This is a genomic window from Marivita sp., assembly GCF_048006345.1.
Classification (GTDB): domain Bacteria; phylum Pseudomonadota; class Alphaproteobacteria; order Rhodobacterales; family Rhodobacteraceae; genus Marivita.
In genome coordinates this window covers 915,078-939,543 of record NZ_CP180351.1, presented here as the reverse complement: position 1 = coordinate 939,543, position 24,466 = coordinate 915,078, and the positions used below count along the sequence as shown (strand labels likewise).

At 58.7% G+C, this 24,466-nt stretch carries 22 protein-coding genes and 2 tRNA genes; 8 read left to right on the top strand and 16 right to left on the bottom strand.

Annotated elements, in window-relative coordinates; genetic code table 11:
* Nucleotides 1-13: 13 nt before the first annotated feature.
* Nucleotides 14-751 carry a 5-formyltetrahydrofolate cyclo-ligase gene (locus ACMVPR_RS04680; RefSeq protein WP_416881916.1) on the bottom strand — a complete coding sequence of 246 codons (738 nt, stop codon included), beginning with the start codon at nt 749-751 and terminating at the stop codon, nt 14-16.
* Between the two features lie 75 nt (nt 752-826).
* On the opposite strand from ACMVPR_RS04680, the gene ACMVPR_RS04675 reads away from it, so the two are divergent.
* Nucleotides 827-1,675 (top strand): MurR/RpiR family transcriptional regulator, encoded by an 849-nt coding sequence (locus tag ACMVPR_RS04675; protein WP_300585961.1) that lies wholly within the window; start codon nt 827-829, stop codon nt 1,673-1,675.
* Nucleotides 1,676-1,843: 168 nt separating this feature from the next.
* The gene (locus ACMVPR_RS04670; RefSeq protein WP_416881915.1) at nt 1,844-2,851 is read left to right on the top strand and encodes an LLM class flavin-dependent oxidoreductase; all 1,008 of its coding nucleotides are present in this window, start codon (nt 1,844-1,846) and stop codon (nt 2,849-2,851) included.
* Between the two features lie 203 nt (nt 2,852-3,054).
* Here ACMVPR_RS04670 and ACMVPR_RS04665 read toward each other — a convergent pair whose 3' ends face one another.
* The 7 genes from ACMVPR_RS04665 to urtA all read right to left on the bottom strand — a co-directional run bounded on the left by ACMVPR_RS04665 (nt 3,055) and on the right by urtA (nt 9,556).
* Entirely contained in the window at nt 3,055-3,387 is a 333-nt protein-coding gene (locus ACMVPR_RS04665; protein WP_416881914.1) for an FmdB family zinc ribbon protein, read from the bottom strand.
* Between the two features lie 58 nt (nt 3,388-3,445).
* Nucleotides 3,446-4,675 carry a formamidase gene (gene fmdA / locus ACMVPR_RS04660; protein WP_292265362.1) on the bottom strand — a complete coding sequence of 410 codons (1,230 nt, stop codon included), beginning with the start codon at nt 4,673-4,675 and terminating at the stop codon, nt 3,446-3,448.
* A 21-nt stretch (nt 4,676-4,696) separates the two neighbouring features.
* Nucleotides 4,697-5,386 (bottom strand): urea ABC transporter ATP-binding subunit UrtE, encoded by a 690-nt coding sequence (urtE, locus tag ACMVPR_RS04655; RefSeq protein WP_292265360.1) that lies wholly within the window; start codon nt 5,384-5,386, stop codon nt 4,697-4,699.
* A 12-nt stretch (nt 5,387-5,398) separates the two neighbouring features.
* Complete coding sequence (gene urtD / locus ACMVPR_RS04650) at nt 5,399-6,139, bottom strand: urea ABC transporter ATP-binding protein UrtD (RefSeq protein ID WP_416881913.1); 741 nt, start codon at nt 6,137-6,139, stop codon at nt 5,399-5,401.
* Between the two features lie 5 nt (nt 6,140-6,144).
* On the bottom strand, nt 6,145-7,269 hold the full coding sequence (gene urtC / locus ACMVPR_RS04645; RefSeq protein ID WP_416881912.1) for an urea ABC transporter permease subunit UrtC: 1,125 nt from the start codon (nt 7,267-7,269) through the stop codon (nt 6,145-6,147).
* 12 nt (nt 7,270-7,281) lie between these two features.
* Nucleotides 7,282-8,208, bottom strand: coding sequence for an urea ABC transporter permease subunit UrtB (urtB, locus tag ACMVPR_RS04640; protein ID WP_300585971.1), 927 nt, complete (start codon nt 8,206-8,208; stop codon nt 7,282-7,284).
* 76 nt (nt 8,209-8,284) lie between these two features.
* Nucleotides 8,285-9,556 (bottom strand): urea ABC transporter substrate-binding protein, encoded by a 1,272-nt coding sequence (gene urtA, locus ACMVPR_RS04635; RefSeq protein WP_416881911.1) that lies wholly within the window; start codon nt 9,554-9,556, stop codon nt 8,285-8,287.
* Between the two features lie 216 nt (nt 9,557-9,772).
* Between urtA and ACMVPR_RS04630 the strand changes: the two genes are divergently transcribed.
* Both ACMVPR_RS04630 and ACMVPR_RS04625 read left to right on the top strand, forming a co-directional pair.
* Nucleotides 9,773-13,114, top strand: a complete 3,342-nt coding sequence (locus ACMVPR_RS04630) for an ATP-binding protein (protein WP_416881910.1) — start codon at nt 9,773-9,775, stop codon at nt 13,112-13,114.
* Nucleotides 13,104-14,000 carry a response regulator gene (locus tag ACMVPR_RS04625; protein ID WP_416881909.1) on the top strand — a complete coding sequence of 299 codons (897 nt, stop codon included), beginning with the start codon at nt 13,104-13,106 and terminating at the stop codon, nt 13,998-14,000. The genes ACMVPR_RS04630 and ACMVPR_RS04625 overlap by 11 nt, the downstream gene beginning before the upstream one ends.
* Nucleotides 14,001-14,341: 341 nt before the next feature.
* Here the strand turns inward: ACMVPR_RS04625 and ACMVPR_RS04620 are convergent.
* A tRNA-Val gene (locus tag ACMVPR_RS04620) sits at nt 14,342-14,417 on the bottom strand.
* A gap of 165 nt (nt 14,418-14,582) precedes the next feature.
* On the opposite strand from ACMVPR_RS04620, the gene ACMVPR_RS04615 reads away from it, so the two are divergent.
* Nucleotides 14,583-15,467, top strand: a complete 885-nt coding sequence (locus ACMVPR_RS04615; protein WP_416881908.1) for a LysR family transcriptional regulator — start codon at nt 14,583-14,585, stop codon at nt 15,465-15,467.
* A gap of 219 nt (nt 15,468-15,686) precedes the next feature.
* Here ACMVPR_RS04615 and ACMVPR_RS04610 read toward each other — a convergent pair.
* From ACMVPR_RS04610 to tgt, 7 genes are all read right to left on the bottom strand, one after another.
* Nucleotides 15,687-15,761: transfer RNA gene (locus tag ACMVPR_RS04610), tRNA-Val, on the bottom strand.
* A gap of 19 nt (nt 15,762-15,780) precedes the next feature.
* The gene (locus tag ACMVPR_RS04605) at nt 15,781-16,170 is read right to left on the bottom strand and encodes an HU family DNA-binding protein (RefSeq protein WP_292267408.1); all 390 of its coding nucleotides are present in this window, start codon (nt 16,168-16,170) and stop codon (nt 15,781-15,783) included.
* A gap of 190 nt (nt 16,171-16,360) precedes the next feature.
* Complete coding sequence (gene lon, locus ACMVPR_RS04600; RefSeq protein WP_300583974.1) at nt 16,361-18,766, bottom strand: endopeptidase La; 2,406 nt, start codon at nt 18,764-18,766, stop codon at nt 16,361-16,363.
* 223 nt (nt 18,767-18,989) lie between these two features.
* On the bottom strand, nt 18,990-19,145 hold the full coding sequence (locus ACMVPR_RS04595; protein WP_292267410.1) for a hypothetical protein: 156 nt from the start codon (nt 19,143-19,145) through the stop codon (nt 18,990-18,992).
* 113 nt (nt 19,146-19,258) lie between these two features.
* The gene (locus tag ACMVPR_RS04590; RefSeq protein WP_416881907.1) at nt 19,259-19,795 is read right to left on the bottom strand and encodes a hypothetical protein; all 537 of its coding nucleotides are present in this window, start codon (nt 19,793-19,795) and stop codon (nt 19,259-19,261) included.
* 94 nt (nt 19,796-19,889) lie between these two features.
* Nucleotides 19,890-20,318 (bottom strand): rhodanese-like domain-containing protein, encoded by a 429-nt coding sequence (locus ACMVPR_RS04585; RefSeq protein ID WP_416881906.1) that lies wholly within the window; start codon nt 20,316-20,318, stop codon nt 19,890-19,892.
* A 73-nt stretch (nt 20,319-20,391) separates the two neighbouring features.
* Complete coding sequence (gene tgt / locus ACMVPR_RS04580; protein ID WP_416881905.1) at nt 20,392-21,522, bottom strand: tRNA guanosine(34) transglycosylase Tgt; 1,131 nt, start codon at nt 21,520-21,522, stop codon at nt 20,392-20,394.
* A 71-nt stretch (nt 21,523-21,593) separates the two neighbouring features.
* Between tgt and rimK the strand changes: the two genes are divergently transcribed.
* From rimK to ACMVPR_RS04565, 3 genes are all read left to right on the top strand, one after another.
* Entirely contained in the window at nt 21,594-23,036 is a 1,443-nt protein-coding gene (gene rimK, locus ACMVPR_RS04575; protein ID WP_416881904.1) for a 30S ribosomal protein S6--L-glutamate ligase, read from the top strand.
* Nucleotides 23,037-23,219: 183 nt separating this feature from the next.
* A complete protein-coding gene (locus ACMVPR_RS04570) occupies nt 23,220-23,660 on the top strand; it encodes a globin domain-containing protein (RefSeq protein WP_416881903.1) in 441 nt (146 codons plus the stop codon).
* 10 nt (nt 23,661-23,670) lie between these two features.
* On the top strand, nt 23,671-24,366 hold the full coding sequence (locus ACMVPR_RS04565; protein WP_416881902.1) for a methyl-accepting chemotaxis protein: 696 nt from the start codon (nt 23,671-23,673) through the stop codon (nt 24,364-24,366).
* The last annotated feature ends 100 nt before the right edge of the window (nt 24,367-24,466 follow it).

The window sequence follows — 24,466 nt, the reverse complement described above, 5'->3', positions numbered from 1 at the left end:
CCAACGGGTTTGGTCAGGCAAGCCCCTGCAGGCGCTGAAGCTCCTGCAACGGCGGGGTATCTGCGATCTGGTTGGGGTCGAGCAGCGGCCATTTCACGCCGCGCGGACGCTTGGCGCGCCGCTCGACGATATGGGTGCGGTTGGGTGTGAAGATGCGGTCGACAAGGATGTCGGTCTCAGACGGCTGCAATTGCTCTTCGACAAGCTGCACATCATGCACAAGCGCGTGAACGGGGGTGTCCTCATCGACAAGGCCAAGATCGGTGAACATTCCCCATTCGAGGTCGAAGAACCCGTGGCCTTTGCCAAAGCGCACCCCATTCACCGACACCGCCGAAGCGCCTGTCACCAGATAATCGAACCGGCCTTTGCTGGCGATCTCCTCAAGGGTAATTGGAACCCCAAAATGCTCCATCCCATCCAGCCAGGACGCATAGAGCGCAGCACCCTCTGGCACGGTCGCCGGATCGAGATACAGAAATCCCCGGTAGATGCCGTAAGTGGACATCACGAAGGGCTTGCCGTCTTCGATCATCCGCCGACGGAGATCGGCCAGACAATTGTCCGGCGTGATGAAGGCAAAGCGCGAGGCCTTGTAAGCCGGGTCCTCGACGATCCTGTCCGTGGCGGTCTCGGATCCGTCAAAATCCGGGATGACTTCCGCGAAATTCAGATGAAAGCGTGTATCCGGCCTCGCCACATCCCGCAGTTTCGTCCATATTTTTTCGCGAATTGTTTTGGAGGTCGACATCGTGTTCATTTCGGTTGTTTCATTGTTTCAATTGAATGAAACATCGGTTTCACACGTCAAGAGAATTCGACCTTAATGGCCTCCAGACTGATACTTCGAATCCAGGAACGATCCGCTCGATTGACGTCGAGCGAGCGAAAGATTGCGCAAGTCCTGCTGCAAAATCAGAGCCTTGTGGAAACCCATACCGCGACTGAACTGGCCGCGCAGGCCGGCGTGTCCAAGGCCACAACTGCCCGTTTTTTCCGCAGTTTGGGATATGCCGACTTTGAAGAGGTCCGCCTGCAAGCCCGGGAGGAACGCAATCGCAGAGAGCCTTACACCGCTTTCGAATCGTCCCCGGAGCCGGCCAGCCTTGGGCGTACCATCGCGGACCACCTTGACCTCGAACTGCGGAACATGACCCGCACCTTCGAGGAATTGCGCTCGGACATTCTGCCCGAAACCGCTGAGCTGTTGGAATCCGCACCCCGCGTCTGGTTTGTGGGGTTCGGTGACGAACAAGGGCTGGCGACGCTGGGTTGCACGCTGTTCTCGCGCCTGCGCCACGATGTGCACCAGTTGCAAGGACAGGGGCAGAGCTGGGCGCGCGAACTGTCCATGACCGGCCCGCGTGATGTGATGGTGCTGCTCACGTTCGAGCCACGCCCGAAAATCCTGAAATCCCTTCTGGCGCACGCCCGGACGACCCGGATGCGGGTGATCACCATCACCGACCACGTCTACGCCCCCCAAGCCGCCCGGTATTCGCAGGTCGTTTTGCCATGTCATGTCGCCAGCTATGGAATGCTGCCGACACACGCCACCATGCTGTCGATCATCCGTTTGCTGGCAGTGGCCTATCTTGGCCGAAACCCCGAAACCGTTGGTCAACGCATTTCGACACTGACGGGCATTGATGAAGAGCTGGACCTCTTCGAGTAAGCGGTGGGGCGTTTATTCGAAAGTCACTCTCAACCCCTCTTACAGCGCAAAAATCGACAAAGTGGCGTCACATAAATCAGCAGGCCAATCTTTGGCGTTCCGTTTCTGCGGAAGAACGGCTTGGTTTGACGACCAAGGATGATTAGCTGTCCTTGAACGGAGGCTCTCATGCAGAAATTCTCGCTTCTCGACCTGTCACCCATCCCCGAAGGCAAAACCGCGGCAGATGCACTGGCGTCCACGGTCGACCTGGCCAAGGCCGCCGAGCGGTTCGGCTATCACCGCTACTGGCTGGCCGAACATCACAACATGCCCGGCATTGCCAGTGCGGCCACCGCACTCGTGATCGGACATGTCGCGGCAGCGACTTCGACCATTCGTGTCGGTGCCGGGGGCATCATGCTGCCCAATCATGCGCCGCTCGTCATCGCCGAACAGTTCGGAACGCTCGCCACGCTTTACCCCGGTCGGATTGACCTTGGTCTGGGCCGCGCACCGGGCAGCGACATGGCCACCGCGCGGGCACTGCGCCGGCATATGGCACCCGAAGACAGTTTCCCGCAGGACGTGCAAGAGTTGATCGGCTATTTCGACGACACGTCCGAGGACAGTCCGGTGCGCGCCATCCCCGGCAGCGGCACCCATGTTCCCGTCTGGATACTCGGCTCAAGCCTCTATGGCGCGCAACTGGCCGCGTGGCTTGGGCTGCCCTACGCCTTCGCGTCCCATTTCGCGCCCGCAATGCTCGAAGAGGCATTGAGCATCTACCGCAGCACGTTCCAACCGTCCGAACGACTTGCCAAACCCTATGTGATGATGGCCGCAGGAGTTTGTGCCGCACCAACCGATGAAGAGGCAGCATTCCTGCGATCTTCGCAGCTCTTGGCCTTTGCCCGCCTGCGCACCGGCAGACCGGGTAAGCTCCCCCACCCGACCCGTGATCTGCACAAGGAGATACCGCCACCGGTCATGGCGCAGGTCCAGCATGCCCTATCCTGCTCTGCCACGGGATCGGCGGCAACCGTGCGCACGCAACTGCGGTCCCTTCTCGACAGCTTTCAACCGGACGAGTTGATTGTCACGGGGATGATCCACGATCACGCCGCGCGTGTCAGGTCTTCCGAAATCACGGCGGAGGTTCTTGGCGAAATCAAACAAAGGTCGATCGCGGCTTGAAGCGAAAATGGCCCCTGTCAGCAATCAGCAAGGGGCCAAGATACTGCGTGCAGCTTTCCCAAAGCGGACGCTGGTGCGCCCTGCAGCAACCTCAAGAACGGCAGAAGTCGCTGCAGCGCCCGCTTCCCGTACACACGTACACCGTTTCCGGCCAACGCTGTTGACGGGTCGATCGGGGGCGCACTCTATGGTCCGAACCGGCGCTAGTGTGAAATCATCCACGGGCGTTTGGTTGGAAAGCTTTTTGATCCATCCGGACGATATAGCGTCTTGCTGTTTTTCTTTGCCCCGCCACCGCAACAGCCGCAACCGGGTCCGTGGGTGCTGGTACGTTTGGGGCTGTCGGCAGAGCGTTCGTTGGTCTCGTGCGCGCGCCGCGTACTCGTGCTCAGACCGGAAATGTGCGGAACGCTGAAAAGAACCCGCGGCGCTGTTTGACCGCAATCGGGGCAGTCGCACGGGTCAGCAAAGGCGTGCATGGGTTTCACGGTTTCAAAAACGCCGCACGCGCTGCATTTGTATTCGTAGACGGGCATAGTGAATTTCCTAGACAAGGAACCGGCGCAGCCACATGGGCCGCACCGGTCAGGGACATCACAGATCGGGGGCCAATGGCACGTCGACGCTTCCGTCGAGGTACTTTTTCGGGCCGTCGGCATTGGGCATCATGTCCCACTCGAAAATGTCGTTGGGCAGCCAGAGCGTGGCACAGGCGTTCGGGATATCCACCACGCCCGAGATGTGCCCCTGCACGGGCGCTGTTCCAAGGATCGCATAGGCCTGCGCGCCGGTATAGCCGAACTTCTTGAGATACTCGATCGCGTTCAGGCAGGCCTGACGGTAGGCGATATGCACATCGAGGTAATGCTGTTCGCCCTTCTCATCGACCGAGATGCCTTCGAAGATCAGGTAGTCGTCGTATTTCGGCGTGATTGGGGAGGGTTTGAAGATCGGGTTGCGAATCCCGTATTTCGACATGCCGTCTTTGATCAACGACACCTTGAGATGCAGCCAGCCCGCCATTTCAATGGCGCCGCAGAAGGTGATTTCGCCATCGCCCTGGCTGAAGTGCAGGTCGCCCATCGAAAGGCCCGCGCCCTCCACATAGACCGGGAAATAGCAGGTCGATCCGCGGCTCAGGTCCTTGATATCGCAATTGCCTCCGTGTTCGCGCGGCGGAACGGTGCGGGCGGCCTCTGCGGCAGCGGCATCGCGCGCCTCACCCTTCATCGCGCCCATATGCGCGCTTTGTGTGTTCGGCAGGGCGGCCAGTGGCGGCACACGCTGCGGATCGGTGTTGAAGAGCGCAGTTTCGCGCGCGTTCCACATATCCAGCATCTTGCGGTCCGGCAGACAGCCGATCAGGCCGGGATGGATCAGACCGGCGTATTTCACACCCGGCACGTGGCGCGACTTGGTGAACATCCCGTCGATGTCCCAGATCGACTTCTGCGCCTGCGGAAAATGCTCGGTCAGGAAACCGCCGCCGTTCTGCTTGGAAAAGAACCCATTGAAACCCCAGAGCATGTCCTCTTTCGCACCGATGTCGAGGATCTCGACCACCAGCAGATCGCCCGGCTCAGCTCCTTTGACGCCGATCGGACCGGACAGGTAATGCACCTGCTCAAGCTCGACATCGCGCACGTCGGCCGCGTCGTCGTCGTTCTTGATCTGGCCGCCGGTCCAGTCATAAGTCTCGATGCGAAAATCGTCGCCCGGCTCCACCCACACGTTGATCGGAATGTCCGGGTGCCAGCGATTGTGCACATTCTCATTGGTGTGCGGGCTTTCGCTCAGCTCTACGGAAATCAGTGTCTCAGCCATGTCTACCTCCTGGTCTGCTGGTCATACGGAAAGGAATTTCGAGACCTTGGCCTCGTCGATGCCCGCGCGCGGGCTGTCATGCACAAAGCTGCCGTTCTCGATCACCATCACCCGGTCGGCAACGTCGAGCGCAAAGCTGAGCACCTGTTCGGAAACGACGATGCTCAGGCCCTTCTCGTCGCGGATTTTGCGCAGGGTCCGGGCCATGTCGCGGATGATCGAGGGCTGGATGCCTTCGGTCGGCTCATCGAGCAGAAGAACCTTGGGGTTCGAGGCCAGCGCACGGGCGATGGCCAACTGCTGCTGCTGACCGCCAGACAGGTTACCACCCCGCCGGTCCTTCATTTCCAGAAGCACCGGGAACAGCTCGTAAATGTCGTTTGGCACCTTGGACTGTCCGGTCACCGTCAGGCCGGTTTCCACGTTTTCCTGCACCGTCATCGCGGAAAAGATCATCCGGCCTTGCGGGACATAGGCGATCCCACGGGCGACGCGTTCGTGCGATTTGAGTCCAGTCAGGGCTTGATCGCCCACCGCCACATCCCCGGATTTTTCAGGAACGATGCCCATGAGTGTCTTCATCAGGGTCGTTTTGCCCATGCCATTCCGGCCCATGATGGCGACGATCTCACCGGGGGCGACGGTCAGGTCGAGCCCGTGCAGAACCTCGCTTTGGCCGTAAGCTGCGGACAGGGATTTCACGTTCAGCATGTCTGGGCTCCTTCAATGACCGAGGTAGACTTCGACGACCTTCGGGTCGTTCTGCACCCGGTCCATCGTGCCTTCGGACAGGGTTTTGCCTTGGTGCAGGACCGTGACGCGGGTCGCGATGTCGGCAACAAAGCCCATGTCATGTTCGATCACGATCACCGACCGGTCCTGAATGATCCGGTTGAGCAATTCTGCGGTTTTCTTGCGTTCGGCCACAGACATGCCCGCGACCGGTTCGTCCAGCATCAGAAGTTCCGGGTCCTGGATCAGTAGCATACCGATCTCGAGCCACTGCTTCTGCCCGTGGCTGAGGAAAGCGGCTTTTTCGTCAAGCTGCCCGTCGAGGAAGATCGTCTGCGCAATCTCCTTGATCCGGGCGCGCACGGTGTCGTCGCGCTTGAAGGCCAGCGCACCGAACACGCCGTGTCCCTTGGGGTAGCTGAGTTCGAGATTCTCGAACACGGTCAGGTCTTCGTAGACCGACGGCGTCTGGAACTTGCGCCCGACCCCGGCATGCACGATCTGGTCTTCGCGCATCGCCAGTAGTTCTTTGCCCTTGAACACAACCGACCCTTCCGTGGCCTTGGTCCGTCCGCAGATCAGGTCGAGCACGGTTGTCTTGCCTGCCCCGTTCGGCCCGATGATCACCCGGCACTCATTGGGTTCGACATAGAAGCTCAGGTGATCCACCGCCTTGAAGCCGTCGAACGACACGGTGAGGTCTTCGACCTTGAGAATGAAACGCTCGTCCATGCCGATCACTCCGCCGGGGCGCCATCAGGCGCAGGTGCTACAGATTTCTTCTTGCCCATCATCTCGAGCAGGCGTGGTTCGATCTTTTGCGACCAAACACCGGCCAGACCGTTCGGGAAGAACATCACGACAGCGATGAAGAGCCCGCCCAGACCGAGCAGCCAAAGTTCGGGGAAGCTTTCGGAAAGCGAGGTCTTGGCCCAGTTGACCAAGAGTGCGCCATAGACCGCGCCGAGGATCGACAGGCGGCCACCAACGGCACAGAAGATCACCATCTCGATAGAGGGTACGATCCCGACCAGCGTCGGCGACATGAAGCCCACTTGCAGGGTGAACATCGCACCACCAATTCCGGCAAATGCCGCGCCAAGGCAGAATATGAAGATCTTGAAGTTCGCAACGTTATAGCCCGAAAACCGCACGCGATCTTCCTGGTCGCGCATCGCGATCAGAAGGCGGCCCAGCTTGGACTTGCGAACATACTGCGCAACAAGCAGCACCGCGAAAAGCAGCACGCCGTTGACGAAGTAGAGGATCGTCTTGGCCTCGTCTGTGCGGATGTCCCAGCCCAGAAGCGTGCGCAGGTCGGTGATGCCGTTGACGCCGCCGGTGTAGCCCTGCTGACCGATGATCAGGATCGTCATGATCGCGGCAAAGGCCTGTGTGATGATGGCGAAGTAAACACCGCCCACCCGCCGGGTGAACATGGCCACGCCGATGATGAAGGCGAACATGACCGGCACCGCGACCACCGCGATCAGCGCGAGAGGCAGGGAATAGAACGGTTCCCACCACCAAGGCAGCTCGGTCAGCTGGTTCCAGTCCATGAAGTCGGGAATACCGGGGGTGGACTGGATCGCGGTATTCTCGGGCGTCGATGCCTCGAGCTTGAGAAACATCGCCATGCAGTAGCCGCCAAGGCCAAAGAACACGCCCTGACCAAGGCTCAGGATGCCCCCTGCCCCCCAGCAGAGCGCAAGTCCGACAGCCACAAAGGCATAGGTGAGGTATTTGCCAAAAAGGTTGAGGCGGAAGTTGTCCAGCACGGCCGGGAGAATGATGAAGATCAGCGCGGCGAGGATGACGAACCCGATGATCTCTTTGCGGGTCATGAAAGTAGAGGATTGCATCTGGTGTGCTCCTTACTTGCGCAGCTTGAGAGAGAAGAGACCTTGCGGGCGGATCATCAGGATGCCGACCACAGTCAGCAGGGTCAGAACCTTGGCCATCGAACCGGAAAGGAAGAACTCCATGATCGACTGCGCCTGGCTGATCGAGAATGCGCTGGCGATGGTGCCCAAGAGCGACCCCGTTCCGCCAAAGACCACGACAAGGAACGTATCGACGATGTAAAGCTGTCCAGCGGTCGGCCCGGTGGAGCCAATCATCGTAAAGGCAGACCCCGCCACACCAGCCACGCCGCAGCCGATACCGAAGGTCAGCCGGTCGGTCCATTCGGTGTTGATGCCGACCGCGCCCGCCATGACGCGGTTCTGGTTGATGGCGCGCACCTGTTTGCCCCAGGTCGAGCGGAACATCATCACGTAGACGGCGATGGAAATGCTGACCGCGAGAACCATGACGAAAATACCGTTGATCGGCACTTCGATAAGATCGGTCAGCGGCAGCGACCCCATCATCCAGTCAGGGATCGTCACACCCACCTCGCGGGCACCAAAGACGCTCCGATAAATCTGCTGGAGGATCAGGCTCAGACCCCACGTCGCCAGAAGCGTATCCAGAGGGCGTTTATAAAGATGTCGGATCAGCGCCCATTCGACGAAAAGCCCAAGCGCCCCCGACGCCAGAAAGGCCAGAAACATCGCCACGAAGAAGTACATGCCGAACAGCGCTGGTATGTAATCGCCGAAGAAATTGGACGTGAGATAGGTCACGTAGGCGCCGAGGATCATGAATTCGCCATGCGCCATGTTGATGACGCCCATCTGGCCAAAGATGATCGCCAGACCCAGCGCCATCAGGACAAAGACGGAAAACAGGATCAGGCCAGCAAAGCCCTGCATGGCGAAAATGGCGCCCAACTCGGACATGGAATAATCGGCGAACATAAGACCTCCGACGCTAAAAGGGGGGAATGAGTCACGCGACCCGGGACTGCCGCCGGGTCGCGCTGCGTTTCGAGACTTACTGGTAACCTTCCGGGAAAGGATCGGGCTCAACCAGCTCCGCCGTCTCGAACACCACCTCGTATTGTCCGTCGGCCAGCGCCCGTCCTACGCGGGTCTTGGACCAGAGATGGTGGTTCTCATGCACTTTGACATAGCCTTCCGGGGCCGTTGTCAGTTCGATGCCCGGGCTTGCCTCGCGCACCTTGTCGACGTCAAAGCTGCCAGCTTTCTCAACCGCGGCCTTCCAAAGCCACGGACCCAGATAGGCCGCCTGCGTGACGTCGCCGATAACGATGTCGTCGCCCCACATCTCTTTGAAGGCCTTGACGAAGGCGAGGTTGTTTTCGTTCTGCAACGACTGGAAATACTTCATGCAGGCGTAAGACCCGGCGATGTTCTCGCCGCCGATCCCGCGGATTTCGTCCTCGGTCACGGAAATGGTCAGTACGATGGGCTTTTCCGCCGCCGGATCGATGCCCGCCGCGATCAGCTGTTTGTAGAAGGCCACGTTCGAGCCGCCCACGACGATTGCATAGATCACATCCGGCTTGCGCAGACGGATCTTGTTGATGACCGAGTTGAACTGCGTGTGACCGAGCGGGTAGTATTCCTCGCCGACAACCTCGCAGCCCTCCATGAAGTTCTCGATATGCTTGCGCGCAATCTTGTTCGACGTGCGCGGCCAGATGTAGTCCGACCCGAGGAGGTAGAAGCTTTTTGCGCCCTTTGTCTGGTTGACCCAGTCAAGGCCCGCGATGATCTGCTGCGTGGCTTCCTGACCGGTGTAGATGACGTTCGGACTCTGTTCGAGACCTTCATAGAAGGTCGGATAGTAGAGGAAGCCGTTGTGCTGTTCGAAGACCGGCAAAACCGCCTTGCGGCTGGCCGAGGTCCAGCACCCCATGACCGAAGCCACCTTGTCGTTGACCAGAAGCTTGCGCGCCTTTTCGGCGAAGGTTGGCCAATCCGATGCACCGTCTTCCTGGATGTATTCGATCTTGCGACCAAGAATACCGCCCTGCGCGTTGATCTGTTCGATCGCCAGCTTTTCGGCCTGAACCGATCCGGTTTCCGAGATCGCCATCGTGCCGGTGACCGAGTGCAGGATACCGATGGTCACCGTATCGTCCGTCACCGCAAGCCCGGTTGTGTTCACCTCGGCCGTGGGAAAATCGGCCGCCCGAAGGTCCTTAGGCAGGAACAGCGACGCGGTCAGCGCCGTGCCCCCCGCCAGAACCGCACGGCGGCTCACACCCTTGGTATTGTTGTTGGAATTCGCGTCAGACATGTCGCCTCCTATCTGGATTGCTCAAGATTTGGGCGATTCCGCATCACCCGCTTCGGAAAGGATCGCGGGAAATGCTGCAGTGCAGTATACGTCAAATGACGTATACCAGTGCGCGTTTTGTGCACTTAGGGTTCAGGTCAGAAACTTAATCTGCGGGTCGAACACCGGAAAACGGGTTTCGCGTTCTTCTGGCTGTCACACCTGAACGGAACCGGCATGGTCGCACATCTCACTGCAACCCGTGAAAAACGGAAATACAATCGCTGGGTCGCCAACGAGACCATGGAAGACTTTGCGCTGCGCTACACCGCGCGGCGCGCACGCCGCTGGAGTTACAGCCGCGTGGCCAACACCGCCATCGGGTCAATCTCGTTCCTTGCATTGGAAGCCATCGGTGCGACGCTTACCCTGACCTATGGGTTCGATACTGCCATTGTCGCGATCATGCTGGTCGGCGCGATCCTGTTTCTGACCGGTGTGCCCATCTCATACTACGCGGCGAAGTACGGTCTGGATATCGATCTCATGACCCGAGGTGCCGGGTTCGGCTACCTTGGATCAACGATCACCTCGCTGATCTATGCGTCCTTCACCTTTATCTTCTTCGCACTCGAAGCCGCCATTCTGGCGCTGGCGCTGAAGTTCACCTTGGGCATCCCGTTGTTCATCGGATATGTCGCCAGCTCTCTTGTGGTCATCCCTCTGGTCATCCACGGCTTTTCAAAGATCTCGGCCTTTCAGGCATGGACACAACCGCTGTGGGTGATCCTGCACATCGCGCCGTTCGTCATGCTTGCACTGGTCGGGTACGACCTTGACACATGGACCAGCTTTGGCGGCACCTCGGACATGCCGGACACGTCGCGTCTGCTGATGCTGGGTGCAGCGTCAGGTGTCGTGTTCTCGCTCGTCGCCCAGATCGGCGAACAAGTGGATTTCCTGCGCTTTCTACCGGAGCCCAAGACACGCAGCGACAAACGCAAATGGTGGCTGGCCTTGATCTGCGCGGGGCCGGGATGGTCGGTGCTGGGTATGCTGAAGATGCTTGCCGGATCGTATTTGGTGACGCTGGCGATCCGCGAAAGTGTGCCCGTCGAAGACGCCTCCGACCCGACGCGGATGTATTACACCGCGTTCGAACAGGTGATCGGCTCCCCTGCCCTTGTCCTGGGTCTGACCGCCTGCTTCGTGATCCTGTCGCAGCTCAAGATCAACGTGACCAACGCCTATGCCGGGTCCATTGCCTGGTCGAACTTCTTTTCGCGCCTGACCAAAAGCCATCCGGGACGTGTCGTCTGGCTGGTCTTCAATGTCGCCATTGCCGTGATGCTGATGGAACTTGGCGTGTTCACCGGCCTCGAACATGTGCTGGGGCTTTATTCCCACGTCGCCGTTGCATGGATCGGAGCTTTGGTCGCGGATCTGGTGGTCAACAAACCTCTGGGCCTGAGCCCCAAGGGCATCGAATTCCGGCGGTCCCACCTTTATGACGTGAACCCCGTCGGCATCGGCTCCATGATCGCGGCCTGTGTTGTGTCGCTTCTCGCCTATGCGGGATTGTTCGGACCGCTGGTCGAGGCGTTCTCATCCTTCGTGGCTTTGCTGACGGCCTTCATTCTTGCGCCTATTCTCGCTTGGGCCACGGATGGCCGGTACTATCTGGCGCGGGTGGATCAGCCCGACGAGGCACCGAAAGGGCTGCACACCTGTACGGTCTGTGAATATCGCTTTGACGCCGAAGACACGAGCGACTGCCCCTTCCACTTTGGACGGATATGCTCTTTGTGCTGCAGCCTCGACACGGCCTGTCACGATCACTGCAAACCACATGCCCGGCTCAGCGCAACGGTTCGAGACTCGCTCTATGCAACAGTGCCAATTCCGGTTGCGAACGCGCTTATGTCCCGACTGTCCCGGTACTTGCTGACGACCACATTCCTGTCGCTGTGTTTCGGTGCCTTGTTGCTGGTCATCCGCGCCTTCGCCAATGACGACACGTTGGATGCAGTGCTGACGATCATCTTCTGCACCGTGCTGATTGTAATCGGCGTGGCCGTTTGGATGTTCGTCCTGATCGGCGAAAGCCAAAGGAACGCCATGGAGGAAGCGGAGCGGCAGACACAGCTTCTTCTCAAAGAGATCCGGGCGCATGAACGCACCGATCTTGCCCTGCAGGCAGCAAAGGAAAAGGCGGAAGCCGCCAACCTTGCCAAGACACGGTACATGTCCGGGCTCAGCCACGAGTTGCGCACGCCTTTGAATGCGATCTACGGATTTGCACAACTGCTTGAAAAGGATCCCGGACTGAAGCCATGGCGCGTGTCGATCACCAGCATCCGTCGGTCCTCGGAACATCTGGCCGGGTTGATCGACGGCCTGCTCGACATCTCGCGGATCGAAGCGGGGCGTCTTGAGATTGCGCGCGACAAGGTCAACCTGCACGCGCTCCTGCGCCAAACCGCGTCGATCTTCGAAGCCGAAGCCAAGGACAAGGGCATTCGGTTCAGATGGACAACACACGGGCGCATCCCCGCACTTGTGGGCACTGACGAAAAACGCCTGCGCCAGATCATCATCAATCTGCTGTCCAACGCGCTGCGCTACACCGACAAAGGCTGTGTCGACCTTGATCTGGCCTACCGAAACGAAGTTGCCGTCATCACGGTCAAAGACACAGGTATCGGAATTGCCCCCGAGAATCTTGGGCTGATCTGGCGGCCATTCGAACGCGCGGGCCGCTCCGATCGTCAGGGATCGGGCCTTGGCCTGACGATCACCAAGCTCCTAGTCGAGATCATGGGTGGACAGATCGATGTCGAAAGCTCACCGGGCGCGGGCAGCACCTTCTCGGTGCGCCTGATGCTCCCATCGATTTCGACAAGCGTTTTCGACACCGAGAACCTGAACAAGACCGCGCGGCAACCCAGCCTTGTCGGCTATCGCGGCCCGCGCAAAACGGTTCTTGTTGTCGATGATGATCTGAACCACCTGACCTTGACCGACCATTTCCTGTCCAATCTCGGATTTGTTGTTCTGGTCGCCTCGTCCGCCGATCTTGCCGAACAAATGCTATTGGAAGCAACGCCCGACCTGATCATCCTCGACATCGACATGCCCGAGCGTGATGGCTGGTCTTTTGCAGAAGACCTCCGGTCCGGAAACTGGCCCAACATTCCGATCATCGTCATTTCCGGTCACGCAGATGAAGAAGGGATGTCAGGTCCCAAAGTCGCGCTGCATGACGCCTTCCTCGCCAAACCGTTCAATCTGGACGATCTGTTGATGCAGGTCGCAGAGCTGTTGAAGGTGACGCTGATGCTCGAAACCGAAATTGACGCTGCGAAACCCACCCAGCCGGACCTGACAGAGGCAGACCGCGCGGCTTTGTTGGAAAGTGCAGCGCTTGGACATGCCGCAGGTGTCCGGGACTGCCTGCAGACCCTGCGCAGCGAAAACCGCGGCTCACCCGGTCTGCTGGACCTGCTGGAGAAACGCCTGGACCGCTTTGACATGGCCGGCATTGCGGAAGCCCTGGAGACCACCGATCATGGCGTATAACGAGTTTGGCCGAAAGTGCATCGCATTGGTTGTCGACGACACCCCCGAAACGCTTGGGATGGTGTCTGCCGCGCTTGAGGACAGTGGAATAACCGTCCTTGTGGCGACGGATGGCACCTCTGCAATCGAATTGACCCGGCGTGTTACACCAGATGTGATCCTGATGGATGCGATGATGCCGGGAATGAACGGCTTCGAAACCTGCCGCGCCCTGAAATTTGGCCCCCAACCTGTGATGACGCCGATCATCTTCATGACCGGGTTGACGGAAAAGAAACACCTTCTGGAAGGGCTTGCATCAGGAGGCGTGGACTACATCACCAAGCCTGTTGTGGTGGAAGAACTGCTCGCGCGCCTCAGCACGCATATTGTCAACTCGCGCCTTCTTCAAAGCGCCCGCGATGCCCTCGATACGTCGGGTCGAAGCGTTCTGGCCTGTGACATGAATGGACGAATCCTATGGGGATCACAAAAGGCAAATGAGTTTCTGAAGGAAACAGATCCACAATTGCGCGACCCCGCATGGCAAAAATGGGTCGCTGGCTGCGCCAACAAACCCGTGTCAGCGGTGCCGCCGTTCGAAACAAGTGAACACAGTTTTCAATACATCGGGATGACATCCTCATCCGAAATTCTGATCAAACCGATGCGCCGGATGTCACTCAAGAAGGAAAACGTGCTGGCAGAGGCCTTTGAACTGACTCCAAGAGAAGCCGAAGTGCTTTATTGGCTGACTTTGGGCAAAACCAACCGAGACATCAGCGCAATTCTTGGCCTGAGCGCCCGCACCGTAAACAAGCACCTTGAACAGATTTTCCAGAAAATGGGCATCGACAACCGAACCTCTGCCGCTGTGATGGCCGACCGAGTATTGAACTCTCTATGAGGCAGGTCTTCCTGGAGGCTGGGCGCCGTGATTTCCGGTGTTCTCGGCGAGTTGCCGTGTGACTGTTTTTGCGTGCAGCGCGCGCCCGAACAGAACCTGAAAACCCGTGCGAAGGGTTTGGCACCCGTTTGGGCACAGGCACCGTACGCACACACCACGACCGGCGGCCTTCCGCACTTGACTGGACGAACTGTGGTCAGTCTCTGGACAGCGCACAGTGATGTCCTGACATGTCGATCATGTTGCGGACTTTTCAGCCATCTCTGACCACCCGATTGCAAAGCGGAAATCGGAGTGTGCCCTTATTCGCAGGGCTTTTCGACACTATCAAAGGCTTGGAATGGTGGGTGATGAGAGACTCGAACTCCCGACATCTTCGGTGTAAACGAAGCGCTCTACCAACTGAGCTAATCACCCGTGCGGCAAGCCATTAACGAATGCCGCGGGTGTGTTCAAGCCTGTTTTCCTGTTTGGTTAAAACACTTTTGTCGAGCGGCCTTCTGTCGAGGATTGACCAGAGTTGGGAGTTCCTCACAAGATGCTCAAGGTTCATCACCACCCACGAACGTCACGGGATAGTGCATGCTGGATTGGAGCGCTTTGCGCATCATTTTGAACATCCATCGCGAAGGCAGCATGGTCAAAGCGGCCCGTGTCCTGAAGGCAAGCCAACCCACATTGTCGCGCCAATTGGCCAAGGCCGAACAGGAGCTTGGCGTCAAACTGTTTGAGCGCCGGCAAGGTAAGCTTGTTGCGACAGAGGCCGGGCTGTCCGTCGCCGACCATGCGCAACGCATCGAGCGACAGCTACAAGGTCTCGAAGACACCCTGCGGAGCATCGACAATGAAATGTCTGGTCTGATCCGCATCAGCGCACCCGCTCAGCTTCTCCCCTATTCACTTGGTGACGTGCTTGTCGCGTTCCAGAAAACCTACCCGGACATCACTCTGGACGTCAGAGTCTCGGATGAGATGGCGGACTTTCAGTCTGGCGAAATCGACGTCGTTTTTCGCGCTGAAGAAAACCCCAAGCCGAGCCTTTGGGGGCATCGTATCGCACAGCTCAGCACACGCTTTTTCGTCCATGACGACCTGCTTGCCAAATTTGGCGGCACAACCGAAGCAATCACCCAGGCCAAGCAGGTTCCGCTTGTAATTCACAGCGGAGTTGTCGTGTCATCTGAAAGCGAAACCCTGAAACGCTTTCCGCATGGACGGATCGTGATGCGCACCGACAATCTGGAAACCAGCGCCACCTTTGTGCAACGGGGGCTGGGCGTCGGCCGTCTTCCGGAAATCGTCGGACGAAACCTGCCAGGTGTCAAAGCGATCGAAGCGCTTCCTTTTCCAACCCAACGCAGCCTTTGGGTTTTGACGCATCAGGACTTAAGGGATGTCAAACGCATACGCCGCTTTATCGATTTCGTGAATGAAAGGGCGGCGGACGATCCCACTGTGCCCAAATAGGCCGTGGTGACATCGATAAAATTGGATAGGGTCAGGTGCGACGCTCTCCTACATATCGATTTACTCAGATCACTGGGAAACCACGCTCGGAAGAGCGTCGCACTGCTCTGGTACGCCACCCAAGATTGGCAACAAACACAAGATGTCGGAAATGCCCTATTCAATAATGAATAGGCAGCATTCCATAGAAACTCGGTTCAGACGCGCCATGGAAAAAGATGGTGGGTGATAAGAGATTCGAACTCCTGACATCTTCGATGTGAACGAAGCGCTCTACCACTGAGCTAATCACCCATTGGCAGGCGTCTTAGCGTCACTCGGCAGCCTGTGCAAGAGGGTCAGGCGCATCGGTTACGTCAGATTCCGTCCGACGCAGACGCGCGGTGATGATATGCGCCTTGGTCGTCTTTTTCATGCGCGTGATCTTCAGCTTGCCCATCGGAGCGAGGTTCATCTCGCGGCCTTCGGCAATGGTTTCGCCCATCACGGCAAGCATGGCATCGACAACCGGCTTCACATCGCGTTTTTTCACGCCGCTGCGCGCAACGATCATGTCGACCAGTTCTTTTTTCTTGAGTTCGGGCCCTGTGATCTTGGGCGTTTCGTTCACAACCACCTCTGGCTCCGCAGACTGCGCGGCAGGTGCGGTTGCTTTTGCTTTGGTCGACTTGGATGGTGTGTTCGTTTTCGTGGTCGTCGCCATGGACTTGTTCCCTTAACTGCTCTGGTATTGTTGGCGAATGCGGTCACACAATACCAACAACTCCCACTTTATCCAGTGTTTTGATGGTTCCCGCCCACAAAATGAGCCTATGCATCGACTTTTCCAAGCGCGCACAAAGAAAAACGCCGCCCCAAACGGGACGGCGCGTTCGTCGATACAACTTATCGGATCAATGCGCGATTGCCGACGCGCCACCATTGTCCTTGCTCATCGCCTGAGCGGCAGCTTCTTCGGCCGCCTCATCCCATTCAATGGGCTCTGGTTTGGACACCAGTGCCAGCCTCAGAACGTCCGAAACATGCTCCACCGGAATGATCTCGAGGCCGGTCTTCACATTGTCCGGCAACTCAGCAAGGTCCTTTTCGTTTTCCTTCGGGATCAACACCGTCTTGATGCCACCGCGAAGGGCCGCGAGCAGTTTTTCCTTCAGACCACCGATCGGCATTGCATTGCCGCGCAGTGACACCTCGCCAGTCATGGCGATGTCCCGGCGCACAGGAATGCCTGTCAGCACAGAAACGATGGACGTCACCATGGCCAAACCGGCAGACGGGCCATCCTTGGGCGTCGCACCATCGGGCACGTGCACGTGGATGTCCATCTGATCGAACTTCGTCGGCTTCACCCCGATTTGCGGTGAAATGGAGCGTACATAGCTGGCGGCCGCGTCGATGGATTCCTTCATCACATCGCCCAGTTTCCCGGTCGTTTTCATGCGACCTTTGCCCGGCAGTTTGAGCGCTTCAATGTGCAGAAGGTCACCCCCAACCGACGTGTAAGCCAGACCCGTCACGACTCCCACCTGGTTCTCGTCTTCCGCCAATCCGTAGCGATACTTCCGAACGCCAAGGAAATCGTCGAGGTTGTCGGATGTGACGACCACCTTGTCTTCTTCCTTCTTGACGATCTTTGTCACCGCCTTGCGCGCCAGTTTGGAAATCTCACGCTCAAGGTTCCGCACACCTGCTTCACGGGTGTAGTAGCGGATCACATCGGTCAGCGCCTCATCCGTCAGTTCGAACTCGCCCTTCTTGAGGCCGTGGTTCTTGACCTGCTTCGACGTCAGGTGACGCTTGGCAATCTCGGCCTTTTCCTCTTCGGTGTAGCCCGCGAGCGGAATGATCTCCATCCGGTCCAGAAGCGGCCCCGGCATGTTGTACGAGTTCGCCGTGGTCAGGAACATCACGTTCGACAGGTCGTATTCCACCTCGAGATAGTGGTCCACGAAGGTGCTGTTCTGCTCAGGATCAAGCACTTCAAGCATTGCCGACGCCGGATCGCCCCGAAAGTCCTGACCCATCTTGTCGATTTCATCGAGAAGGATGAGCGGGTTCGTCGTCTTTGCCTTTTTCAGCGCCTGAATGATCTTGCCCGGCATGGAGCCGATATAGGTCCGGCGGTGGCCGCGAATTTCAGACTCGTCGCGCACGCCCCCCAGCGAGATGCGAATGAACTCGCGTCCCGTGGCTTTCGCAACAGACTTGCCCAGCGAGGTCTTACCCACACCCGGAGGGCCGACAAGGCACATGATCGGGCCTTTCAGCTTTTTCGAGCGCTGCTGAACCGCAAGATATTCGACGATCCGTTCCTTGACCTTCTCCAGCCCGTAGTGATCCGCATCGAGGATCTTCTCGGCATTCGTCAGATCTTTCTTCACGCGCGACTTCACGCCCCACGGGATCGACAGCATCCAGTCAAGATAGTTGCGCACGACGGTCGCTTCGGCGCTCATCGGGCTCATGTTCTTGAGCTTCTTGATCTCGGCATCCGCCTTTTCGCGGGCTTCCTTGGACAGCTTGGTCGCACCGACCTTGGCTTCAAGCTCGGCCACTTCGTTCTGGCCATCCTCGCCGTCGCCAAGCTCCTTCTGAATGGCCTTCATCTGCTCATTCAGATAGTACTCGCGCTGCGTCCGCTCCATCTGGGATTTGACCCGCGTCTTGATCTTCTTCTCGACCTGCAGCACGGACATTTCGCCCTGCATCAGGCCATAGACCTTTTCAAGGCGCTCGCTCACGGACAGCGTTTCCAGAAGCTCCTGCTTCTGGTTGACCTCGATCCCGAGGTGGCCCGCAACAAGATCCGCCAGCTTGGCCGGCGCATCCGCTTCCGACACGGCGCCCAGCGCCTCTTCGGGGATATTCTTCTTGACCTTCGCGTAGCGCTCAAACTCTTCGCCCACAGCGCGCACAAGCGCCGTGATCGCCGCCGGATCGCCCGGCATCTCGGTCAGATATTCGGCCCGCGCCTCGAAAAAGTTGTCATTCTCGAGGTATTCGGTGATGCGCACGCGCGTCTGGCCTTCGACCAGCACTTTCACAGTGCCGTCCGGCAGTTTGAGCAGTTGCAACACATTGGCCAGCACACCGGCCCGGTAAATTCCATCTGTCTGAGGATCGTCCTCAGACGGGTCCATCTGGCTGGCAAGCAGGATCTGCTTGTCATCTGCCATCACTTCCTCAAGTGCGCGCACCGATTTGTCACGGCCCACGAACAGCGGGACGATCATATGCGGGAACACAACGATATCCCGCAGCGGAAGCACCGGGTAGGAGGCGTTAAGAGGCTCTTGCATGCTCGTATCCTTATCATTGGCAAGATGGCACCGGCCCCGCTCGGCGGCAGCACTGACCATCTCCGGTCATGGAGCTATAAGGTGGGTCTGACCACCCAAGGTTTCAACCTTGCTCCGGCTAAGACCACCATATCCTGATGCTCTGGGCCTGCAAGGTGGCTTTTCGCTCAACTGTTAACAATGACCGTCCAGCACACCTGCAAAACCGATGCCACTAAACCTGTCAGTCAGAGGCTTTCTTCGCAGCTGCCGCCTTCATCCGCGCCAGCAACGCGGCCTTTGACTCGGCCTGCGCGGTGTCTTTCGTTGGTGTCTTGTGAGGGTCGAATTTCGGGGCACCTTTGGCTGATTTGGGGGCGCCGGCTTTTCCGTAATCCATGTAAGTCTCCTGTGCCCGATGCGGGCGATTGGTCAGCTTTGCCCCAAGCCGCCCTGGGTCGCAAGGGCCGCGTGAAGTGCTCCTGGGTCACTCATCGACCCGGACGCACGCTCTCAGTTGGAGGGCCGCTGCATCATCATCTGGTGCACCGCATGCATCCCCTGCTCGACCATCGCGGTCACTTCTGCGGCATGTATGTGCAGCGCTGCCACCACCTCTGGGTCGTCGGAGGTCTGAACGACGATCACACCCTCGTCGGTCACATCGACTTCGGACTGGATGCGATCACCGCGAGCAAAGAAAATATCAAGCGTCGGGCTTTGAATGAATATCTTGGGATCGTTCATTTGCCCCACCCGGTCGATCATTCCGACCGTGTGGCTTACCAACGCGTCCATCACCTGCGGGTCGCTTGAGCGTGTGACAGTGCGGATGCCATTGGGCAGGTTTTCGACCTCACGACTCAGGGTCTGAAACCGCTGGAACATGAGCGCCAGCTCGGCACTTTCCTCGGCCGTGGCGTTTTCGCCCTGAAGACCGGGCATATTGACCATGTCGTGCCCGGTACCATCTGCCCCGTGCATGTGCCCATGTCCGTGCATCTGTGCCAGCGCCGGTGCCGTTGCAGACAGCCCGGCGATCAGTATCAAGACCCATCTTGCCCGCATAGCGTCGCTCCATCACGTATTCAGTGATGTTTATATTCGAGCAGACATATGTGTGAAAGCGGAATCGCTGCGACGTTTAAACGACGCGTTCCATGAGCGGTGGTGGCAGATCAAGCTGGTCCTGCACCTTGCCCCCCATGCGCTGTGGCGTCCCGATCATCGTGTTCGTGCCGACATAGGGCTTGTCCGCCTCGCGCCATGCCCGGAACCCGCCAGCCAGTTGCGCCGCAACAGCCGACCCGCCGCCCAGCATGACCCGCGCGCAATGCTCTGACCGCAGACCTTCACCGCAATACAGCACGATTTGCTTGTCGGTCGCAAAAGGCAAGTATTGGGACTTGAAATAGGGCATCGGCAAAAGCAGCGCGCCCGCAATGTGCTCGAACACGTATTCTTGCGGCGTCCGCACGTCGATCAGGACGATCTCCCCCCGGAAAAACGCCCCAGCCACTTCATCGGGAGTCCAACTCTGGATGTCACCAGCCTCGGTTCTTTCGACGTCCATGATACCTCCTGAACACATTACGTCTTCAGAATATCAAACGGCGCAGGGAAAGGATGTTTTAGCGCAAACGGCTTCAGATCGGCTCAATATCACCTTCGGCGCGCTGTGCATGAAACTGCGCCTCGAACGCGGCAAACGATCCTCCTGAAATCGCGTCGCGCATCCCCTGCATCAGTTCCTGATAATAATGCAGGTTGTGCCATGTCAGCAGCATCCCCGAGATCATCTCCTGCGCGCGAAACACGTGGTGCAGATAGGCGCGGCTGTAGTTCCGGCATGCGGGACAGGTGCAATTTTCGTCGAGCGGACGCGGATCGTCTTGATGCCGGGCGTTCTTGATATTGATCTGCCCACGCCGCGTCCACGCCTGACCGGTACGCCCCGACCGTGACGGCAACACGCAATCCATCATGTCCACCCCGCGCTTGACCGCACCGACAATGTCGTCCGGTTTGCCCACCCCCATGAGGTAACGTGGCCGATCTTCGGGCAGTTGGCTTGGCGCGAAATCCAGACAGCCGAACATCGCCTCCTGCCCCTCGCCCACAGCCAGGCCACCGATGGCGTAGCCGTCGAACCCAATGGCTTTCAAAGCTTCGGCCGATTCCTCGCGGAAATCTTGCTCCAACCCACCCTGCTGGATACCAAAGAGCATGTACCCCGGACGATCCCCAAAGGCGTCTTTCGACCGCTCCGCCCAGCGCATCGACAACCGCATCGACTCAGCAATCCGGTCCCGGTCGGCAGGCAATGCAGGGCATTCGTCAAAACACATCACGATGTCCGACCCTAGCAGGCGCTGAATCTCCATCGACCGCTCGGGCGTGAGCTCGTGCTTGGACCCGTCGATATGGGATTTGAAGGTCACGCCCTTTTCCGTCAGCTTGCGCAGGTCGGCAAGGCTCATCACCTGAAAGCCGCCCGAATCCGTCAAGATCGGCTTGTCCCAATTCATGAACCTGTGCAGCCCACCCAAGCGGTCGATCCGCTCTGCCGTCGGGCGCAACATCAGGTGATAGGTGTTGCCCAGCAGGATGTCCGCCCCTGTGGCCGCCACGCTCTCGGGCATCATTGCCTTCACTGTTGCCGCCGTGCCCACAGGCATGAAGGCAGGCGTGCGGATTGTCCCGCGCGGCGTTGTGATGGCCCCGGTCCGTGCGGTTCCGTCAGTGGCGTGCAGGGCGAAGGAAGAAGAAACTGTCATGTTCGGGCCTTACTTGCAGAGGGCGCCCTTGTGCGCCAAATCACCCCCATTGCCAAGGAGGCGCGATTCCCATGCCCGACACCCTACCAGAGACACCTGCGGATTACGGCAGGGGGCCAGACAGCTTGCTGACCTTTGGGTGGGAAGAATGGGTCAGCCTGCCAGAGCTTGGACTGCCCGCGATCAGGGCCAAGGTCGACACCGGTGCACGCACATCGGCGCTGCATGCGGCAGACATCGAAGTCTTCGGCTCGGCCAGCAAACCGCGGGTGCGTTTCGCCGTGTACCCGATTCCGGGCCGCGGTGACCTGATGATCCCCTGCTCTGCTCCGATCGTGGATCGGCGCGACGTGACGTCATCGAATGGTGAAACCGAAAGCCGCTACGTGATCGCGTCCCGGCTCAAAGTTGATGGCCATTCGTGGAACATCGAAATCACGCTGACCGACCGGGGAACCATGAGCAATCGTATGCTGCTAGGCCGTCAGGCGCTCAAGGATCACGTCAACATCGTCCCCAGTGAACGCTTCCACCAGCCGGAACTCGATTTCGATGTCTATCATACAGCCGCCGTCCGCAGCATCGCGCCCAAACGCGCCCTTCGCGTGGCCGTGCTCAGCCGGGAAACCAACTACTCCACCTCCCGTCTGGTCGAAGAAGGCGAGAAGCGCGGCCACTCGGTCGAGGTGATCGACACCACACGCTGCTACATGGCGATCAACGCGATGGCGCCCGAGGTCTATTACGACGGCAAACGCCTGCCCCGCTATGACGCCGTCATCCCCCGCATCGGCGCATCGATCACGCCCTATGGCACCGCCATCGTCCGACAGTTCGAATCCATCGGCACCTACGTGGTCAATGGCAGCACCGGCATCACGTCCAGCCGTGACAAACTGCATGCGCACCAGATTCTGGCGCGGCACCGCATTGGTATGCCTCCCACCGCCTTCGCGAACTCTCCCAAGGACACGTCGAACCTGATCGGCCTTGTCGGGACAGCCCCGCTGATCGTCAAACTTCTGGAATCGACCCAAGGCAAAGGCGTTGTGCTGGCGGAAACCAAGAAGGCCGCCGAATCCGTGATCGACGCCTTCCGCGGGCTCAAGGCCAACTTCCTTGTGCAGGACTTCATCAAGGAAGCCGCCGGCGAGGACATCCGATGCCTGGTGGTGAACGGCAAGGTTGTGGCGTCGATGAAGCGCACCGGCTCCGAAGGCGATTTCCGGTCGAACCTGCATCGGGGCGGCACCGCGCAGAAGGTACGCATCACCAAGGAAGAACGCGACACCGCCGTCCGCGCCGCCCGTGTGTTCGGTCTTGGGTTTGCCGGAGTCGACATGCTGCGCTCGCATTCGGGGCCAAAGGTGCTCGAGGTCAACTCCTCCCCCGGCCTCGAAGGCATCGAGATCGCCAGCGAAAAGAACATCGCAGGTCTGCTCTATGACGCAATCGAAGAGAAGGTCCGCCCTACCCCGGTGCCGCGTCGCAAGAAGCACGGCAAATCAGGCTGATCACGGACTCCATTGAAGCGCGATTTATCTGCAGCACCCATGGCCGCAGACCGGGACATTCACGCCAAAGATGGAAGAACCTTTCCTTTATTGGCGCATTTCCGCAAAAGGCGCTCGGAAGGGCATAAAGAAATTCGGGATGCGGCCGTTGGTGAGGGGGTAACAGTCGCAAGAGGAACAAGCATGCTGACCACTCCCCAAGTCGAACTCATCCAACGTTCATTTGCGTCGGCGGTTTCAAGCCGCGATGACCTCGTGATTTATTTCTACCAATCCCTTTTCGACAAAGCGCCAGCGGTGCGTGGGATGTTCGCGGACGACATCGCGCCACAGGCCAAGATGTTGGGGTCGACCCTGCAATTCGCGGTACAGAAACTCGACAACATCGAAGCGCTCATCGAACCGCTGCGTGCCCTTGGCGCAAAACACGCCGGATACGGTGCCGAAGCGGCGCATTACACGGTCGTTGCAGACGTGCTTGTCTCATGTCTGGAAGAGGCAGTTGGTCCGTCATGGACCCAAGATCATTCCAAGGCTTGGACAGACGCTTTGAACCTGATCGCGACAACCATGCTCGAAGGTGCGGCGCAAAGCCCCGTCGACGAAGCACCCAAGCCCCACTGAGCAGCAAGATATGTCTGAATCGACACATGGAGATGAAGCCATTCTTGGCGCACTGATCAATCGCTGCGGTAAGATGCGCATGTTGTCTCATCGCGTTGTGGTGACATTGCTGCTGGCAAACGACAATGCGTCGGCCAGCGAAACATCGAGGGAACGGCTGGCGCAGGATCTGAATGAATTCGCACAGATCGCGGCCGATATATTGCCCGGGTCACGGGACTCCAAACTGCCGACCAGCCTGAAACGCATTCTGGAGCATGTTGAGGCGGTGACTCCGTCACAAAGCGAGATCATTGGAAAATTCATCGTCAATGGCCGCCTGATCGAGGATCGACTTGCCTCTGGCGACAGCGCCCACCTGTCCAAAAGCATCAGGGAACTTGCAGACTTCGTATCGACACCGCTTCTTGCGGCACTGAACGGGATCGTCGACGGGGTCAACAAGGCTCTGGATCATGTGGTCTCCAATCGCGAGTTGCAGGCTGGCAGCCAGTCAAAGATGATCCGTTCCTCGATCTCGGAACTCGAAAAGATCAGTCGCATGATCATGATTATCTCGGTCAACGCGTCCATCGAAGCATCTCGCGTCGGCGAAGCCGGTCGAGGTTTTTCTGCAGTCGCCGGGGAAATCCGGGGGCTCAGTCAGTCCGCAAACAAGGTCATCACGTCGCTGCGCGCGCAATACGAACGCAATGAACTGGCCTGATCTTTCAGGCCACATGGCAGATATCGCGGCACAGCTTACTCGCCTACCCGATTCCTGAAAATCACCGAAGCCCGATCCTGAGACTTTCCGCCTCTTTACC

Coding starts and splice junctions, on each gene's coding strand:
- ACMVPR_RS04605 (WP_292267408.1), bottom strand. CDS start 16,170: ATGGCGACGACCACGAAAACGAACACACCATCCAAGTCGACCAAAGCA.
- ACMVPR_RS04570 (WP_416881903.1), top strand. CDS start 23,220: ATGCTGACCACTCCCCAAGTCGAACTCATCCAACGTTCATTTGCGTCG.
- urtB (WP_300585971.1), bottom strand. CDS start 8,208: ATGTTCGCCGATTATTCCATGTCCGAGTTGGGCGCCATTTTCGCCATG.
- fmdA (WP_292265362.1), bottom strand. CDS start 4,675: ATGGCTGAGACACTGATTTCCGTAGAGCTGAGCGAAAGCCCGCACACC.
- ACMVPR_RS04595 (WP_292267410.1), bottom strand. CDS start 19,145: ATGGATTACGGAAAAGCCGGCGCCCCCAAATCAGCCAAAGGTGCCCCG.
- ACMVPR_RS04565 (WP_416881902.1), top strand. CDS start 23,671: ATGTCTGAATCGACACATGGAGATGAAGCCATTCTTGGCGCACTGATC.
- ACMVPR_RS04665 (WP_416881914.1), bottom strand. CDS start 3,387: ATGCCCGTCTACGAATACAAATGCAGCGCGTGCGGCGTTTTTGAAACC.
- urtC (WP_416881912.1), bottom strand. CDS start 7,269: ATGCAATCCTCTACTTTCATGACCCGCAAAGAGATCATCGGGTTCGTC.
- lon (WP_300583974.1), bottom strand. CDS start 18,766: ATGCAAGAGCCTCTTAACGCCTCCTACCCGGTGCTTCCGCTGCGGGAT.
- ACMVPR_RS04675 (WP_300585961.1), top strand. CDS start 827: ATGGCCTCCAGACTGATACTTCGAATCCAGGAACGATCCGCTCGATTG.
- ACMVPR_RS04585 (WP_416881906.1), bottom strand. CDS start 20,318: ATGGACGTCGAAAGAACCGAGGCTGGTGACATCCAGAGTTGGACTCCC.
- urtE (WP_292265360.1), bottom strand. CDS start 5,386: ATGCTGAACGTGAAATCCCTGTCCGCAGCTTACGGCCAAAGCGAGGTT.
- ACMVPR_RS04670 (WP_416881915.1), top strand. CDS start 1,844: ATGCAGAAATTCTCGCTTCTCGACCTGTCACCCATCCCCGAAGGCAAA.
- ACMVPR_RS04625 (WP_416881909.1), top strand. CDS start 13,104: ATGGCGTATAACGAGTTTGGCCGAAAGTGCATCGCATTGGTTGTCGAC.
- urtA (WP_416881911.1), bottom strand. CDS start 9,556: ATGTCTGACGCGAATTCCAACAACAATACCAAGGGTGTGAGCCGCCGT.
- urtD (WP_416881913.1), bottom strand. CDS start 6,139: ATGGACGAGCGTTTCATTCTCAAGGTCGAAGACCTCACCGTGTCGTTC.
- ACMVPR_RS04615 (WP_416881908.1), top strand. CDS start 14,583: ATGCTGGATTGGAGCGCTTTGCGCATCATTTTGAACATCCATCGCGAA.
- ACMVPR_RS04630 (WP_416881910.1), top strand. CDS start 9,773: ATGGTCGCACATCTCACTGCAACCCGTGAAAAACGGAAATACAATCGC.
- ACMVPR_RS04680 (WP_416881916.1), bottom strand. CDS start 751: ATGTCGACCTCCAAAACAATTCGCGAAAAAATATGGACGAAACTGCGG.
- rimK (WP_416881904.1), top strand. CDS start 21,594: ATGCCCGACACCCTACCAGAGACACCTGCGGATTACGGCAGGGGGCCA.
- tgt (WP_416881905.1), bottom strand. CDS start 21,522: ATGACAGTTTCTTCTTCCTTCGCCCTGCACGCCACTGACGGAACCGCA.